We start from the raw sequence: 16183 nt of genomic DNA on the forward strand, positions 1-16183 counted from the left end.
CACGTGTGAGGACGAGGCTTGGGGTGTTATCCCGTTAGCGCGCTAAGGGCTGCGCGGTAAAATCTCCAGGGTCTCAATCTGCTCCCAGGTGTAACCGTGATTCAGGCGTAACTCGCTGAGGCTGAAGATGGTTTGGCTGGCGAACAGCGCGGTGATGAAGTAGCGGTCTTTTTCGAGGCTGCCGTCTCGGCCCTGGATATCGACCGCGAATGCGACCGACTCCACGTTATAGCCGATCTCGGCTTGGCGAATGGGGACATGGTTGCTGTATTCGTAGCGCGTATTGATTCTCGACAGGATGTTATCGCCGGACAGGCAGGGAGCGGCCGGTTCTGGCCGGCCGGTGCGAAAGCGGATCAATTCCAGCGTGGAGTCTTTTCGGACCCGGGTCGCGACGGTGGTGGCTGGTGATCAGCGGAATCAACATACCGCCATAAACTCCCAGTATTTCACCGCGCCTGATGCGGCGCTTGGCTGAAACCAGAAACCTCCCGGCCAGATGCTCTTCCTGCGTGGAGCTGATGTCGTCGTGTTCGAACCGTCCTATTTCCAGCTTGTCTTCGTAGAGCCGTGCGACCGTTTCATAGCCGTGCAATTGCAGATACGGAATGACTTGTTGAGCGCGCGCTTTTGACTGGTGGCTCCCTTCAGCCTCTGAGTAGTGAATGGCGACAATGGTCATGGGGTGTCCGTCCAGATCACGCAAGGGATAGCGACCGTTGTCGACGCGATCATAGGTGAGGGGCGAGTTCAAATGGTCGCGGTAGGATTTCCGGCTGCGCATGCGCACTCGTTGAGCTTGGGTGAAGCTCCGGTCGTCGAGATGGCTGGACCGCGCACTGCCTTGTGTCTGCACCGAGAGGCTGCCTGCCGTGAGATCGGCGGGGTCGGTGCCTGGATGCAACATCCACCCACCGTTGGTTTTGCGTTGCAGTAACGGTTGATAAAAGCTGTAGGGCGTCCTGGCATTCAGCAGTCGCCAGCCCTCGGGGGTCTGCCTGACCGGGTAGTAGCGGCCGCCGTCTCGGATGTAGTGCGAGTAAGCATGGGCGGCCAGGGGCTTATTGTTCAGATTCCAGAAAATACCGTCTTCGCGCAGGTCCAGACCGGACACTGTGGTTCCGCCCACGGCGAAGCTCTCCGGGAACCGAGTGCGCAAGCCCAGCTCTGGCTTTCCGAGGGTGTGCTGCGCGACGCGCAGAGCCGGCGCCTCACTGCGTAATATCGAAGCGTTGTAAAAGACAGCCTGTTGCAGATCCCTCGCCGCGCGTTTTTCGTCCAGGCTTATGTCAAGCCTGCTGTTCAGGGCTTGCTGCGTCAGTTTCGGCATCGCCAGCCAGGCGCCCGTGTACAGGTCGTGCGGGCCGGACAGCGTGTTGCCCTGGCGGTCTTGAAGCAGGTAGAAAGCTCCGGTCTTCTTCAGGCACCTGTAGGTCAGGCTGTCCAGGCGCCCGATGCTCTCCAGGGCGGCGTCGATGTCGATGTCCGTGTCCCACAGTTCAAGACGAATATCCTGTGGCCAGGCGCCCAGGGTTTCCAGCAGTGAAAAAGCCAGCCGATCACTTTGCTGGGGGTGTGGCCAACCCGGATAAAGACCTTCGAATACCCGGGAGATGTGAACCTGTTCCAGGGCTCGGTCAATCTCTCTTGTTAGCGACGACCCTGTTTCTGATGCGCTTTGCTCCTGGATGTCCAATGAGAAAATCGCGTCGGCCAGATGACTTTTGGGGAGTTCGGCATTCTCTTGGCGTATTCGTCGTTGCGTGGCGGTGTCCGGTTGTTCCGTCTCGATATACAGGTATTCGAGCAGGGCCTGGCTTTGTAGTTTCGCCTGGACCAGCAGATTCAGCGCCAATGGGTTCAGTTGACCCGGTTGGTGAGTATTGCTTTCCAGCAACCCGTCGATTTCTCCCGGGTCGAGTGCCTTGAGCAGCACGTCGAGCAGCTTTCCAGCCATCCAGTGCTCCTCGGAAATACTTACCGTACTCGACCCCGCGCCATATTGGATGGCCCCCTGCGAACTGCCACGCAAGACTTCCAGCATTTTTCCCTTGGGCCATCCGGGCAGCCTGGTCAGCAGATAGGACTGGATCCTGGGAGACAGTTGCGAGACCACGTTGCCCCTGGCCCGGTCGAAATCGAAGCGCTCTATTTCCTGAAAGATCCACAGGCGTTTGAGGCTATCGAGCAGCAGGGGCGGTGTTCGGCGGCTGTAGTGATGAATCTGGCGCAGTGTGTCAAGGCGTGTACCACTGAACGTCAGAGCGGCGCTCGCAAGGGATTCGGACAATCTGTCGGCGGGTGGCCCCAGGCGTGTGATCAACTGCTGTTGCGACCACATCGAGACGTCCTCGTGGATCGTCCGCCAGGCGCCGACGCCGTTGTGCCGCAGTGGTGGCGCGTAAACGCCTGGATAATCCGTCAGCACGATATGCCAGCGGTCGGTGTCTTCATTGTGCTCGACCTGGTAATACTGCTGGTCCAGTTTCAGGACGGTAGCCTGCGCCCATGGGTACAAACCCAGGGAGTCCGCTTGCCAATGCTCATCAGCTGGTCTTATCGCTGATTGATAGGGGGTCAGGTCCGGGTTCCAAAGGCGCGTGCGCCCCTGAAAGCGGACGGGGATCAACTCGGGCAGTCCCTCTGCCGCGGTGAATGTCCGGCTGTTTTTCGCCGTCTCGGCCACATTCAGCAAATGGATCAATCCGGCGTTCATTTCCCAGGCGCTCCAGATAGAGAAGTCCTGATAGACAATGGCCGTGAGCTGGCTACCTGGCGGTGCCAACAGGGTCTGGTGGAATCGGGGAATGAACGCCTTCAGGCCGAACAGCAGGTCCAGGTCCGCGCTGTGGTATTCATCCAGTAATGCTTCGCGGCTGATGGCATTGGCCTGCGCGCGGGGAGTAGCCAGTCTGCCGACGTCATTTTCAAGACGTCGCAGGCGCTGCCAATGAATCTCTTCGAACAACTCGCCGTCAATCGTTGCCAGGCTGATGAGATCCCTCAATTGGGCGGGCGAGCGTCCGCTGGCGGCTTGGCTGATCTTCGCCGCCAACAGTCTGCCCTGATAGTCAATCGGCATGAGTCGGCTGATCAATTGCCGGAAATCCACCGAGCGCAGTTGCTCCAGGTAATCCTCTTGAAACTCGACAAGCGACGGGTATTCCTTGAGCGCCGCCTCGGGGTGGTCTGAAAAGTAGATGGCGCAGGGGCCGCTGTTGTCGTCCGGGTCGGAAGAGAGATGAATGACGCCGGGCAACGTATGGCCGAGCAATTTCACCTCTTCATAGAGCGGAAGCTTTCCGATTCTTTGTCTGACCGGCAACAGAAAGTATTTCAAGCGGACCGCACAGGCGTCCGTGATGTCTTTTTTCATGAGGGCTATCCATAGCGCGACTTTGAAGCGGCTCCACTCATGGCGTACAAAATGCTCGCGTTTGTGAGCGAAGAGCATGATCTCGTCGGCGGGGCGGTCCAGGTCGAGTATCTGCTTGAGGTGATGCTGGTATTTCAGCCCGAGATTGAGCGTGCGGCAGTGCCGGGCAAACGCCTTGGGTGTGAGGCTGCTTTTCAGGCCTGCGGCTTTTCCTGAGGGATAGATGGCCGATCCGCTGCCGAAACCATTGTCGCGGGTTTCCCATTCCTCGAAATTGTAGAGCGCGGCCTCCAGCAATGAGTGTTCGGGGCTGGCATCGTAGAGGGGGATGCCCAGCAAGCTGTCCCTTTTCCAGCGTTTGACCAGGGTGGCGGCCTGCATGTCGGTGAGATCGGGAGAGAGCGGTCTCAGGCCAAGCTCCAGAATGGGTTCGGCAAAGGCCTCTATGCTTTTGAGATGGCTCAGGATGTGCGCGGAAAAGATCCTGGAGATGTTGCTTTCCTGTATAGCCGAGCGCAGGCCGGCGTATTGTTCGGCGCTGGCGTTTTTCAGCCAGGCCGGCAAGCGCGATCTGATGAAGGTGTAATGGGGCGCTGTACTGTGATCCTGTTCTTCGGGTGTCGTGGGCATGGCACTGCTCACTCTCGGATTGACTTTAGGGGGCCGTGGGCTTGTGTGCCGGTTTCCGGGCTCGTCTCGGAGGCGGCGAACGTGGTCCGAACCCCCGCTTCGGTATAACCGTAATTCCAGCGCAGCTCTTCATCGGCGGGAATGTCCCGGGTGGTAAAGAACGCGCTGAGCAGGAACTGCTCCAGACGCCCCCCGCCGATATCGACATCGACGGGGAACGTCGCGCCCTCGACGTTGTAGCCGCTGCCGGCTTGGCGGACCGGGAGGTTTTCTTCGTATTCGAAAATGGAGTTGATACGCGAAATGATGTTGTCTCCCGACAGCATCAGCCGATCCCATTTCGGCCTGCGGGAGAGGGGGGCGGGCAGGATGTCGATCACGAACGGATCCTGGCGCGCATTGCTGACATGAAAGGGGAGGAAGTTGCCGCCATACACGCCGATGGCTTCCCCGGCTTTCAAGGGCCTTCTGGCAACGACCATGGCCTGGCCCACCATGCTTTTTTCCTGGGTAAACTTGGCGTCCTCTTCGGTGAACGGGCGCAGCAGCAGCTTCTCTTCATAAAGCTTGGCGACCTCTTCATGGCTGCCCCATTTCAAGTACGGCAGGATGTCCTTGGCCTGGTAGCGTACGCCCGAGTCCGCGATCTCACTGGTGTGCTGGATCTTCTTGATGCGTAGCGGATTCCCCGACAGGTCCCGCAATGGATAGCGACCATTGTTCGCGCGGTCATAGTCGCCCATCCTGTTGGGCGCCCGCTGATAGGACTTGATGGCTTTCATGCGCTCCAGGTCTGTGCGGGTGAAGGGCTCGGGCTTGATGTACTCAAGCGCCGACACCATGCTGGATTCACTTTCCACAAGTTCGATCTTGCTGTGTACCGGACCCGGAGCGCCGCCCTTCAGGCCGATGTCGGTATTGATTTCCCAGTGCCCGGCCCTGCGCCGCAGCACCGGACGATAAAAACGGAAAGGGCTACGGGCGTCGATCAACTTCCAGCCAAGGTCCGAGGGCTTGACCTCGTAATACCGTTCGCCTTCCTCGATGTAACGACGGGAAAAGGCCCCCTGATACAAGCCGTCGCCCACCGGCTTCAGGTCGCTCGGTGGTGTTTCCAGGGCGAAGTGAGTATCCAGTGCACGGCCGGGCCGGTAAGGCCGCGAGGGGGGAGAGGCAGGAATTCGGAGTACGCGCCGGGGCGAAGCATCCAGTTGCGTGATTTTATCAATCAGTGACTGCTTGAGGGCGCTGTTTCGGTTGGGGCCGATGAAGCCCAGGTTCTCCAGTTCGGTTGCGGGCAGGCTTCTCCCGATGGCCGAATAGAGGTCGCTCGGCGCGAGGATTTGCTCGCCGTCGGCATCGTAGACCCGATAGCGTGAGCCTTCCCGGAGCAGGCGCCTGACGATCGTTGCGCTGTCGTCCCCGACGCTGGCGGCAGGCGGGTTGGCCAGTGTGTGGGAATACAGTTCCAGGCGAACATTGCCCGACCAGCCCGGCAGGGCTTCAAGCGTCTGGAGCGCCATTTGATCCGAGGACGGATTGAAGGTCGCGTGCAGATAAAGGCCCTCATTGAGTCGGGCGGTCTCCACGTTCTGCTGGGAAAGCTCGGCTTCATCTTTCAGGTAGGCCGGCAGGCTTTTCTGGTCCAGGATTTGCCGGGCTTCGGCGGGATTGATGGATCTCGCCATCGCCTCTACATAACTTTTCGGCAGGTTCGGAAAGTCCTGGCGGATCTGCTCGGGCAAAGGCCCTTCGACCTGTTCGCTCTGTCGATAAAGGTCCTCGAAGCGGGTCGATGTGTTTTGCTCGGCGGTCACGGAAGGGCCGGCGCCGTCGGTGCCCGGGGGACTTTCCAGCAGTCGCTGATGCTGGACCTGCCTGTCGAGCCGGAAGCGTTTCAGGGTATCGACCAGTTGTGCCGGCGGCGATTGGTTGTCGCGATGAAGTTCAAACAGCAGGTTCGAATCGCTGGCGCTGGCGTGCAGGATCGGCGCCAGGTCTTCGGGCGAGGTGCTCGCCGCGAACGGTCCCAATCGCCTGAGCCGCTTCAATTCGCTCCAGTCTTGTGGGTTTTCATACAGGGTGCGCCAAGCCCCGCTGCCGTTGTGCAGCAAAGGCGGTGAATACGCCCATGGGTCGTCGGGATGCTGAATGGACCACTCCGGTGGGGTGCCGGCAGAGCCTACCTCATAGAGTTGCTCGTCCAGTGACAGATAGTGCTTGCCTTGATAGTCGTACAAGCCCTGTTCATCGGGGAGCAGCGCTTCAGGGAGTTCAAGGGCTTGGCGATAGGGGGTCAGGTCCGGTTTCCACAAGCCGGACTGGCTGGGCGAAAGCTTGACGCGCAGCAGCGAGTTGACGAAACGACCGGCCTTGAGGGCGCCCGCGTTTGCGCCCATGAGCGCAACCTGTTCGGTGACGTCCATCAGGTAGTTGAGTGCTTCCACCTTCTCATGGCGCCGCCAGGCATCGAATCCTTGATAGGCCTCCTGGAGCAACTGTGCCGCCGTGAAGATCAGCAGGATGTCACCGATCACCGGGATGAACGATGCGGCGAAGACCAGGACATTCAGGCCGGCGTTTTCGTAGGCCTCCAGCAGGTGTTGGCGGGCCTGGGCATCGGTATCCGCCGTGGGGATGACGACCATGCGTCCGTGCCGTTCGATCTGTTGCACGCGCTGGTCGTGCAGGCCTTTGAATACGTTGCCTGCGATGGGGTGCAGCGTCAGGAAAGCAGGCCCGGGCGGCGGGATATGGCGGATGTGCGGACGCCATTTCTGCACGATGGCCTGGCGGATCATCTGGCTGAGCAGCTGTCCCTGATGACTGAACGGAAGGAATCGTGAAAAGAAACGCCGGTAGCTGTGCGACAGCAGCCTGCGGCTCAGCTCGTTTTCGAAATCCTCGATTGAGGCGTAGCGTGCCAAGGTGCCGATCGGGTCCTGCGGTATATAGACGAGGCACGGACTCGTCCCCTCCTCGGCGTCCAAGCCGATCACCAGCACTTCGCTGACGTCCATGCCAAGGAGTCCGAGCCGTGAGCAAGGTTGCGTGCCATAGCGGACCACATACTGACCCAGCAGGACGTCGAGCAGTACCCGATGGCAGGTCGTCGAGAGCTCTTTTCGGATAATGGCCAAGTGTATCGTCACGGCGAAAGCGTCCCTGTAACTCTTGATCAGCGTGTCCTGGGCACTGTCTGCGGCGTCCTGATCGGCCTGGGCGGTCGCCTTCAGAACAGAGCGCAGGTGAGCCTGATAAAGGCTGCCGAAGTCGAGCTGGCGACAGACCAGGGCGAACTCTTCGGGTTTGATCGCAGTTTTGCTGTCCTGGACCCCAGGCACCCGGTAAATCCCCGAGCCTGTGGCGAAGCTGTCGGCGCTGGTCAGCGATTCTTCGAAGTTTTGCAGGGCCGCGGACAGCAGCGTTTGCTCGCGGGTCTCGCCCTGGACCGAGACCAAGCCGAAGAAATAGTCGTTTTTGCGCACATGAACGAAGGTCGCCTGTTCGACGTCCAGCGTGAGCCGGAAATTGAAGATGATGGCCTGTTCCAGCAGCGGCTTGACGAATTGCGCGGGCGATTGCAGTTTTGCCATCATCTGCTTGAGTTCATGCCGGGAATTGCAACTGGCTATCAGGCTCTGGCGCAAGGCGTTGCGTTGTTCGCGGGAAGCCTCGAGTAGCCACTCTGGCAAATGATCTTTGATCACCTCGAAATGCGACTGTTCGCTGGGGATCGGAGGAGAGGAGGGCGTCATGTCGGTAGCCTTGGCGGATTTTTGAAGCGTCAGCTAACGACAAAGCGTTGATAAGGCTGCACTAGATAGTTGTCAGCCTGTACTGGAGAAATCGGCGCGGGTAAAACCGAGCGTTATCGTCGGACTTGATCAAAATTTGTGCTATATTCCGCGCCCGCGAATTTTCATCTTCACACCGGTCATCGATATGCAAACAGCCAAGCCGTTATTCGACTATCCCAAGTATTGGGCCGAATGTTTCGGGCCAGCACCCTTCCTGCCCATGAGTCGGGAAGAGATGGATCAGCTTGGCTGGGATTCCTGCGACATCATCATCGTCACCGGTGACGCCTACGTTGACCATCCGTCCTTCGGCATGGCGATCATCGGCCGGCTGCTGGAGTCCCAGGGCTTCCGCGTCGGGATCATTGCCCAACCGAACTGGCAGTCCAAGGACGACTTCATGAAGCTCGGCGAGCCGAACCTGTTCTTCGGGGTCGCGGCCGGCAACATGGACTCGATGATCAACCGCTACACCGCCGACAAGAAAATCCGCTCCGACGACGCCTACACGCCGGGCGGCATGGCCGGCAAGCGTCCGGATCGCGCCAGCCTGGTCTATAGCCAGCGCTGCAAGGAAGCCTACAAGCATGTGCCGATCGTCCTCGGCGGTATCGAGGCTTCGCTGCGTCGGATCGCCCACTACGACTACTGGCAGGACCGTGTGCGCAACTCGATCCTGATCGACGCCAGCGCCGACATCCTGCTTTACGGCAACGCCGAGCGGGCGATTGTCGAAGTCGCCCAGCGCCTGTCCTACGGCCACAAGATCGAAGACATCACCGATGTGCGCGGCACCGCGTTCATTCGCCGTGACACGCCCGCGGGTTGGTACGAAGTCGACTCCACGCGCATCGACCGGCCGGGCAAGATCGACAAGATCATCAACCCGTACGTGAACACCCAGGACACCCAGGCCTGCGCCATCGAGCAGGAAAAGGGGCCGGTTGATGATCCGGAGGAAGCCAAGGTCGTACAGATCCTGGCCAGTCCGAAGATGACCCGCGACAAGACCGTGATCCGTCTGCCGTCGGTGGAAAAGGTCCGTGGCGATGCGGTGCTGTATGCCCACGCCAACCGCGTGTTGCACCTGGAAACCAACCCGGGCAACGCCCGTGCGCTGGTGCAGAAACATGGCGACGTGGATGTCTGGTTCAACCCGCCGCCCATTCCGATGACCACCGACGAAATGGACTACGTGTTCGGCATGCCTTATCAGCGCATCCCGCACCCGGCGTATGGCAAGGAGAAGATCCCGGCCTACGACATGATCCGTTTCTCGGTGAACATCATGCGTGGCTGCTTCGGCGGCTGCACCTTCTGCTCCATCACCGAGCACGAAGGGCGGATCATCCAGAACCGTTCCGAAGAGTCGATCATTCGTGAGATCGAAGAGATCCGCGACAAGGTGCCGGGCTTTACCGGGGTGATTTCCGACCTCGGCGGCCCGACCGCGAACATGTACCGCATTGCCTGCAAGACCCCGGAAATCGAATCCGCGTGCCGCAAGCCGTCGTGCGTGTTCCCTGGTATCTGCCCGAACCTGAACACCGACCACTCGTCGTTGATCCAGCTCTATCGCAGTGCCCGCGCCTTGCCGGGTGTGAAGAAGATCCTGATCGCTTCCGGCCTGCGTTACGACCTCGCGGTCGAGTCGCCGGAGTACGTCAAGGAGTTGGTGACCCACCACGTCGGCGGTTACCTGAAGATCGCCCCGGAGCACACCGAGGAAGGTCCGCTCAACCAGATGATGAAACCGGGCATCGGCAGCTATGACAAGTTCAAGCGCATGTTCGAGAAGTACTCCAAGGAAGCCGGGAAAGAGCAGTACCTGATTCCGTACTTCATTGCCGCGCACCCGGGCACCACCGACGAAGACATGATGAACCTGGCGCTCTGGCTCAAGGGCAACGGTTTCCGTGCCGACCAGGTGCAGGCGTTCTACCCGTCGCCGATGGCCACCGCCACGGCCATGTACCACTCGGGCAAGAACCCGCTGCGCAAGGTCACCTACAAGAGTGACGCGGTGACCATCGTCAAGAGCGAGGAGCAGCGCCGGTTGCACAAGGCGTTCCTGCGTTACCACGATCCGAAGGGTTGGCCGATGCTGCGTGAGGCTTTGCAGCGCATGGGCCGTGGCGACCTGATCGGGCCGGGCAAGGATCAACTGATCCCGCTGCACCAGCCGGCGACCGACAGCTACCAGAGCGCCCGCCGGAAGAACTCGACACCGGCTGGCAGCCACAAGGTAGCGAAGGAAACCACCACCAAGATCCTCACCCAGCACACCGGCTTGCCGCCACGTGCCAGTGACGGCGGTAACGCCTGGGACAAACGCGAACAGGCCAAGGCCGCCGCGTTTGCCCGCAACAAGCAGGCGGCCAAGGAGCGTGCCGACGCGGCCAAGGGCAAAGGCAATAAGCCGACCCGCAAGCCGGTGGTGCCGCGCTGAAGCAGCGCTGAGCGACAAGCTGCAAGTTAGACGCAAAACGCCAGCCTCGTGCTGGCGTTTTGCTGACTGCCCTTTACACCTGAGACCGGGCCGTCCCCTCAAGCAGAGCATCCGGGGTATCGAGCAAGTGGGGCGTGCTGGGTGGGAGCGATTCAGACTCGGTGGAGGGTGTATCAGAAAATTTGTGCAGGTTTAGACCTTCATCGGCTATACCAGAGGTTTTGCGAGCGGGTGGCGGATCGAGAATAAGCCTCCAAGCCCAATGCCAGTCAGTAAGGACAATCTCAAGTCTGACCGAGATACGTGGCGAGTGGGCTTGCCCACGCTCGGCTGCGCAGCAGTCGCAAAATCGATCACCGTGTTCTACCTGACATACCGCGAACACTGGTTTTAGGGCCGCTTCGCAGCCCAGCGCGGGCAAGCCCGCTCGCCACAGTGGATAGACGAACTCACTTGCGGGCCACGGATGCTGGCGTTTTGCTTTCTATCGGGCGCTTCTTTCATTTGCTAAGGTTGCCGCGAATTTCCACCGCTCGACTCAAGGATGAACACCGCGTGAGCACCCCGCTACCCGGCATCGGCATGGACAGCAACCCTTCCCAGTTCCTCGCCCGCCAGCGCATCGAAAGCCAGATCAACCTGCCACGGCTGTTTGCCGCGATCGATGCCGATCCAGGCATTGTCGGCGCGGGCGTGGTGTATATCGATGCCGATTTCAATGTCGTGACCCTGCGTGAGTTCCAACCGATCTGCAGCATCCAGCCCAAGCGGATCATCTTGCGTGAGGCGCAGAAGTACATCGCGCCCACGCAGTTCGCCCAGCAGGTACAAAACAATCCGCGCGAGTCGCGTCTGGCGATGGAGGCGGTGAACACTACGCTGTCGTGCGCGGGGGCGGTGATCAGTTGGATGGTGATCGCCAGCGGCAGCATCTTGGTGCCCTTTACGGCCGGTGCCAGCGGGGTGGTGGTCGCCATCGCCTATACCGCAGCCGGTGCCAGCAGCTTGCAGTGCGTCAACGGCCTTGTCCGCACGGGCTTGGAAATCGCCAAGCCCGAAGTGAATGACTGGCTGGACAGCGAAGCCTGGTATCAGAACGCTTCCATCGGGCTGGATGCGGCCTCGCTGGTGGGGGTGGGTGCTTCCGCCCTGACCACCATCAAGCTGGTGCGGATCGCCAAGGCTACCACCGGGAAAACCCTGCGCGAGGTACTGCGGGGTCTGAGCCGGCAGGAGCGGGCGAAGCTGACCAAGGAACTGCTCAGCATCAATGACCCGAAATTGACCTCGAAGATGCTCAAACTCAAGCAGTTGGCCGGCGAGTTGCCCAAGCGTTACACCCCCACCCAGCTCAAGCATGGCACGATCACCCAGATCAAGGACTCCCTCGGCGCGGCCATCGGATTGACCGGAAGCGCTGTGTCCGGCAATGTCAAAACCATTGCCGTGGGACTCTACGAGGAGTTCGACGAGTGAGTGAGGCACTGACGCTACGTGGCTTTTTCCGCGAACACTTTCTTGGATTTATTGCCGGGATCTTTGCGGCTTATTTTTCGCTGGGGTTGAGTGTCGTCCTGGCATTCGTGACCTACTTCCAGCATTTGCCCCTGGCCGACAGCGGGTTATATATCCTCCTGGCCGGGGCGGTCATGACGCTGCTGATCGTGCACGGCAACCTCATGGTGCTGTGGGGGCGGCCACGCTGGGTATGGTTGCTGATCGGCGTATTCGCGGCCTGCCTGTTGTTCGTGCTGCCGATGATCACCTATTCCCCGCATCGTGGGCTCTATGGGCTGGCGCTGTTGTTTCCCTTGCTGGGGTTACTGTTTCTCAATAGCCAGGGGCAGCGAGACATGCGGCGCAAACTGGTGGATATCCGCGCGCAGCGGGAGAAGCTGCGGCGTGCTCTGGCGCAGCGTAGAGCATGATGTTCCTGGTGGATCTGCCACGTTTCCTGGCGCGCTATTTCCCGACCTTTATCGGCGGTATTTTTTCGGCGCTGTTCTCATTGGCCTGTGCTATTCCCCTGGTGGCTATGTCCTATTTCGCCGAGGCCTCACTCGGCGAGCAAGCGACCTGGTCGGTCCTGGGGGGCGCGGCGCTCACAATGGTCGTGGTGCACTGCAATTTCATGGTGGTGCGCGGCCGGCCGCAGTGGGTGTGGGGCGTGGTCGGGGTACTGGTTGTGTGCCTGTTGGGCGTATTGCCGACCATCGAGGACCGTCCGCATAAAGTCATCTATGCACTGGCGGTGCTGTTCCCACTATTGGGCCTGCTGCTGCTCAACAGCAAACGTCATCGCGAAATGCGCAGCAAGCTCGTCGACATCCGCCATCAGCGCGAAGCCCTGAAACAAGCCCTGAAGCCCCGGCGAAAATCGCGCTGAGAACACGGTTCGAACATTCGCCCCGTTTCTGTGCGACTCTCTGCACTACGCCCTTAGGCTGGCGCCATTCTGGTGCTGTGCTTAGCTGAGCGAGCACGACTCATGCCGAAAGCGCAGGGCTTGGCCAAGTGGCATAAGTCTTGCGCACGTCGGTTCAAGCCCAGGCTCGCAGGAGGCACGCCGTGTCGATCCATGTCGCATTGCACCATGTCACGCATTACCGCTATGAACGCGCCATCGAGCTCGGTCCGCAGATCGTTCGCCTGCGTCCGGCAGCCCACAGTCGCACGCGGATTTTGTCCTATGCGCTGAAGGTTGCGCCCGAACAGCATTTCATCAACTGGCAGCAGGACCCCCAGGGTAACTACCTGGCGCGGCTGGTGTTCCCGGAAAAGACCAATGAGCTGCGTATCGAGGTCGACCTGGTCGCCGAGATGGCGGTGTTCAATCCGTTCGACTTTTTCCTTGAGCCCTACGCCGAGAAGATCCCGTTCACCTACGCCGCCGATGAGAAGCACGAGCTGTCGCCCTACCTGGAAAAGCTGCCGCTGACGCCGAAGTTCCAGGCCTACCTGGATGGCATCGACCGCACGCCGTTGCCCAGCGTGGATTTCCTGGTGGCCCTCAACCAGCGCCTCAGCGAAGACATCGGCTACCTGATCCGTATGGAGCCCGGCGTGCAGACGCCCGAGCAGACCCTCGACAACGCCTCCGGCTCCTGCCGCGACTCGGCGTGGTTGCTGGTGCAACTGCTGCGGCATCTGGGCCTGGCGGCACGCTTCGTCTCCGGCTACCTGATCCAGCTCACCGCCGATGTCAAAGCCCTCGACGGCCCGTCCGGCACCGAGGTCGATTTCACCGACCTGCACGCCTGGTGCGAAGTCTATCTGCCGGGGGCCGGCTGGATCGGCCTGGACGCCACTTCCGGGCTGTTCGCCGGGGAAGGGCATATTCCGTTGGCGTGCAGCCCCGATCCTTCATCAGCGGCGCCGATCAGCGGCCTGGTGGAACCCTGCGAGAGCGAATTCAGCCACGAAATGTCGGTGGAGCGGATCTGGGAGGCGCCGCGCGTCACCAAGCCCTACACCGAGGAGCAATGGCTGGCGATCCAGACCCTGGGTCGGCAAATCGACGCCGACCTGCTCGAAGGCGATGTGCGCCTGACCATGGGCGGCGAGCCGACCTTCGTCTCCATCGACGACCCCGATGGCGCCGAGTGGAACACCGCCGCCCTCGGCCCGGACAAACGCCGGCTGTCCGCCGAACTGTTCCAGCGCATGCGCAAGCGTTATGCCCCGCAAGGCCTGGTGCACTTCGGCCAGGGCAAGTGGTACCCGGGCGAGCAATTGCCGCGCTGGTCCCTCAACAGCTACTGGCGCCGCGACGGCGTGCCGATCTGGCACAACAGCGCGCTGATTGCCGACGAGCAGGAAGACTACGGCGCTGATGGCGAAATGGCCGGGCGTTTCCTGGCGAGTATCGCCGAGCGTCTGAAACTGCCGGCACGCTTTGTATTCCCGGCTTACGAAGACAATTTCTATTATCTCTGGCGCGAAGGGCAGTTGCCGATCAACGTCAGCGCCAAAGATCCGCGCCTGGACGACGAGCTGGAGCGTGCACGGCTGCGCAAGGTGTTCTCCCAGGGCCTGGACAAGGTCATTGGCCAGGTGCTGCCGTTGGCTCGCACCGCCGCCAATGACCATTGGCAGAGCGGGCGCTGGTACCTGCGTGACAGCCATTGCCGGTTGGTGCCGGGGGATTCGCCCCTGGGTTACCGTCTGCCGCTGGCCTCCCAGCCGTGGGTGACGGCGGCGGAATATCCGTTCGTGCACCCGACCGATCCGAACCAGGATTTGCCCGAGTTGCCAGGCACCGAAGCACTCAAGGTCCACGGCGAGCCCGTGGTCGGCGAAGAGCGGGTGCCGAATATTGACGAGTCCGCCGCCTGGCTGACCCGCACCGCCTTGTGCGCCGAAGCCCGCGGTGGGCGTTTGTATCTGTTCATGCCGCCGCTGGAACGGGTTGAGGACTATCTGGAGCTGGTCAGCGCCATTGAAGCGACCGCCGAGGAGCTGCATTGCCCGGTATTGCTGGAAGGCTACGAGCCCCCCCACGATGCCCGCCTGGGGAATTTCCGGATCACCCCTGATCCGGGCGTGATCGAGGTCAATGTGCAGCCGTCCGCGACTTGGGACGAACTGGTCGAGCGTACCGAATTCCTCTACGAGGAAGCGCGCCAGACCCGCCTGACCACCGAAAAATTCATGATCGACGGGCGTCATACGGGCACCGGCGGCGGTAACCATTTTGTCCTCGGTGGCGCAACACCGGCGGACTCGCCGTTCCTGCGGCGTCCCGACCTGCTGCGCAGCCTGATCAGCTACTGGCATAACCACCCGTCGTTGTCCTACCTGTTCTCCGGGTTGTTTATCGGCCCGACGTCCCAGGCTCCACGGGTGGACGAAGCGCGCAACGACTCGTTGTACGAGCTGGAGATTGCCTTCGCGCAGATGCCAGAGCCGGGCGAGGAGTGTCCGCCCTGGTTGGTGGACCGCCTGCTGCGCAACCTGCTGATCGACGTGACCGGCAACACCCACCGTGCCGAGTTCTGCATCGACAAGCTTTACTCGCCGGACGGCGCCACGGGTCGCCTTGGCCTGTTGGAGCTGCGCGCCTTTGAAATGCCGCCCCATGCGCGCATGAGCCTGACCCAGCAACTGCTGTTGCGGGCGCTGGTGGCGCGGTTCTGGCGCGAGCCCTATGCACCGCCCAAGTTGGCACGCTGGGGCACTGAGCTGCACGACCGCTTCCTGCTGCCGCACTTTATCGAGCAGGACTTCGCCGATGTCATCGTCGACCTCAACGCCGCCGGTTATCCCCTGCGTGCCGAATGGTTTGCCGCGCACCTGGAGTTCCGTTTTCCGAAGGTCGGCGACTACGCCGTCAGCGGTATCGAGCTGGAAGTCCGCCAAGCCCTCGAACCCTGGCATGTGCTGGGCGAGGAGGGCGCGGTCGGCGGTACGGTGCGCTATGTGGATTCGTCCCTGGAGCGTCTGCAGGTCAAGCTGACCGGCCTTGCGCCGCAACGCTATCTGCTGACCTGCAATGGGGTGGCGGTGCCGCTGCAACCGACCGGGCGAGTGGGCGAGTTTGTCGCCGGCGTGCGTTATCGCGCCTGGCAGCCGGCCAACTGCCTGCAACCGAATATCCCGGTGCACGCGCCGCTGGTGTTCGACCTGCTCGACACCTGGATGCATCGCTCCCTGGGCGGTTGTCAGTATCATGTCGCCCACCCGGGCGGGCGTAACTACGAAACCTTGCCGGTGAACGCCAACGAAGCGGAAAGCCGGCGTATGGCGCGGTTTTTCCGCCTGGGTCACAGTCCCGGGACATTGCCGATTCCGACGTTGAAGATCAACGACGAACTGCCGATGACATTGGACTTGCGACACACATAAATCTGACAGGGCGCACGGAGTTTTCGCGTATCCGTGCGTCATCTGTCTGCGTTAACCTGATTGCCCTTGCCGTCTGCCGAGCTT

The 16183-nt window shown here is 61.0% G+C and carries 8 protein-coding genes; 5 read left to right on the top strand and 3 right to left on the bottom strand.

Going from position 1 to position 16183, the window contains the following annotated elements; all coding sequences use genetic code 11:
- Window positions 1-42: 42 nt before the first annotated feature.
- From HX866_RS29215 to HX866_RS29225, 3 genes are read right to left on the bottom strand one after another with little or no spacing between them, the layout of a single operon-like run.
- Window positions 43-360: a hypothetical protein gene (locus HX866_RS29215; RefSeq protein ID WP_177140947.1), complete on the bottom strand. Its 318-nt coding sequence runs from the start codon at window positions 358-360 to the stop codon at window positions 43-45.
- Window positions 302-4006 (bottom strand): dermonecrotic toxin domain-containing protein, encoded by a 3705-nt coding sequence (locus HX866_RS29220; protein WP_177140948.1) that lies wholly within the window; start codon window positions 4004-4006, stop codon window positions 302-304. Before HX866_RS29220 ends, HX866_RS29215 begins: the two co-directional genes overlap by 59 nt.
- 8 nt (window positions 4007-4014) lie before the next feature.
- Window positions 4015-7764, bottom strand: coding sequence for an SET domain-containing protein (locus tag HX866_RS29225; RefSeq protein ID WP_177090486.1), 3750 nt, complete (start codon window positions 7762-7764; stop codon window positions 4015-4017).
- Between the two features lie 187 nt (window positions 7765-7951).
- Between HX866_RS29225 and HX866_RS29230 the strand changes: the two genes are divergently transcribed.
- The 5 genes from HX866_RS29230 to HX866_RS29250 all read left to right on the top strand — a co-directional run bounded on the left by HX866_RS29230 (window position 7952) and on the right by HX866_RS29250 (window position 16099).
- Entirely contained in the window at window positions 7952-10255 is a 2304-nt protein-coding gene (locus HX866_RS29230; protein WP_177090484.1) for a YgiQ family radical SAM protein, read from the top strand.
- Window positions 10256-10810: 555 nt separating this feature from the next.
- Window positions 10811-11731, top strand: coding sequence for an NAD synthetase (locus HX866_RS29235; RefSeq protein ID WP_177140949.1), 921 nt, complete (start codon window positions 10811-10813; stop codon window positions 11729-11731).
- Window positions 11728-12183 carry a hypothetical protein gene (locus tag HX866_RS29240; protein WP_177090472.1) on the top strand — a complete coding sequence of 152 codons (456 nt, stop codon included), beginning with the start codon at window positions 11728-11730 and terminating at the stop codon, window positions 12181-12183. The genes HX866_RS29235 and HX866_RS29240 overlap by 4 nt, the downstream gene beginning before the upstream one ends.
- Window positions 12180-12641 (top strand): hypothetical protein, encoded by a 462-nt coding sequence (locus HX866_RS29245; RefSeq protein ID WP_371319295.1) that lies wholly within the window; start codon window positions 12180-12182, stop codon window positions 12639-12641. Before HX866_RS29240 ends, HX866_RS29245 begins: the two co-directional genes overlap by 4 nt.
- A gap of 182 nt (window positions 12642-12823) precedes the next feature.
- Window positions 12824-16099: a transglutaminase family protein gene (locus tag HX866_RS29250; protein ID WP_177140950.1), complete on the top strand. Its 3276-nt coding sequence runs from the start codon at window positions 12824-12826 to the stop codon at window positions 16097-16099.
- The last annotated feature ends 84 nt before the right edge of the window (window positions 16100-16183 follow it).

The sequence above is a fragment of the Pseudomonas gingeri genome (assembly GCF_013386165.1).
In the GTDB taxonomy this organism is placed as follows: domain Bacteria; phylum Pseudomonadota; class Gammaproteobacteria; order Pseudomonadales; family Pseudomonadaceae; genus Aquipseudomonas; species Aquipseudomonas gingeri_C.

Coding starts and splice junctions, on each gene's coding strand:
- HX866_RS29220 (WP_177140948.1), bottom strand. CDS start 4,006: ATGCCCACGACACCCGAAGAACAGGATCACAGTACAGCGCCCCATTAC.
- HX866_RS29225 (WP_177090486.1), bottom strand. CDS start 7,764: ATGACGCCCTCCTCTCCTCCGATCCCCAGCGAACAGTCGCATTTCGAG.
- HX866_RS29230 (WP_177090484.1), top strand. CDS start 7,952: ATGCAAACAGCCAAGCCGTTATTCGACTATCCCAAGTATTGGGCCGAA.
- HX866_RS29245 (WP_371319295.1), top strand. CDS start 12,180: ATGATGTTCCTGGTGGATCTGCCACGTTTCCTGGCGCGCTATTTCCCG.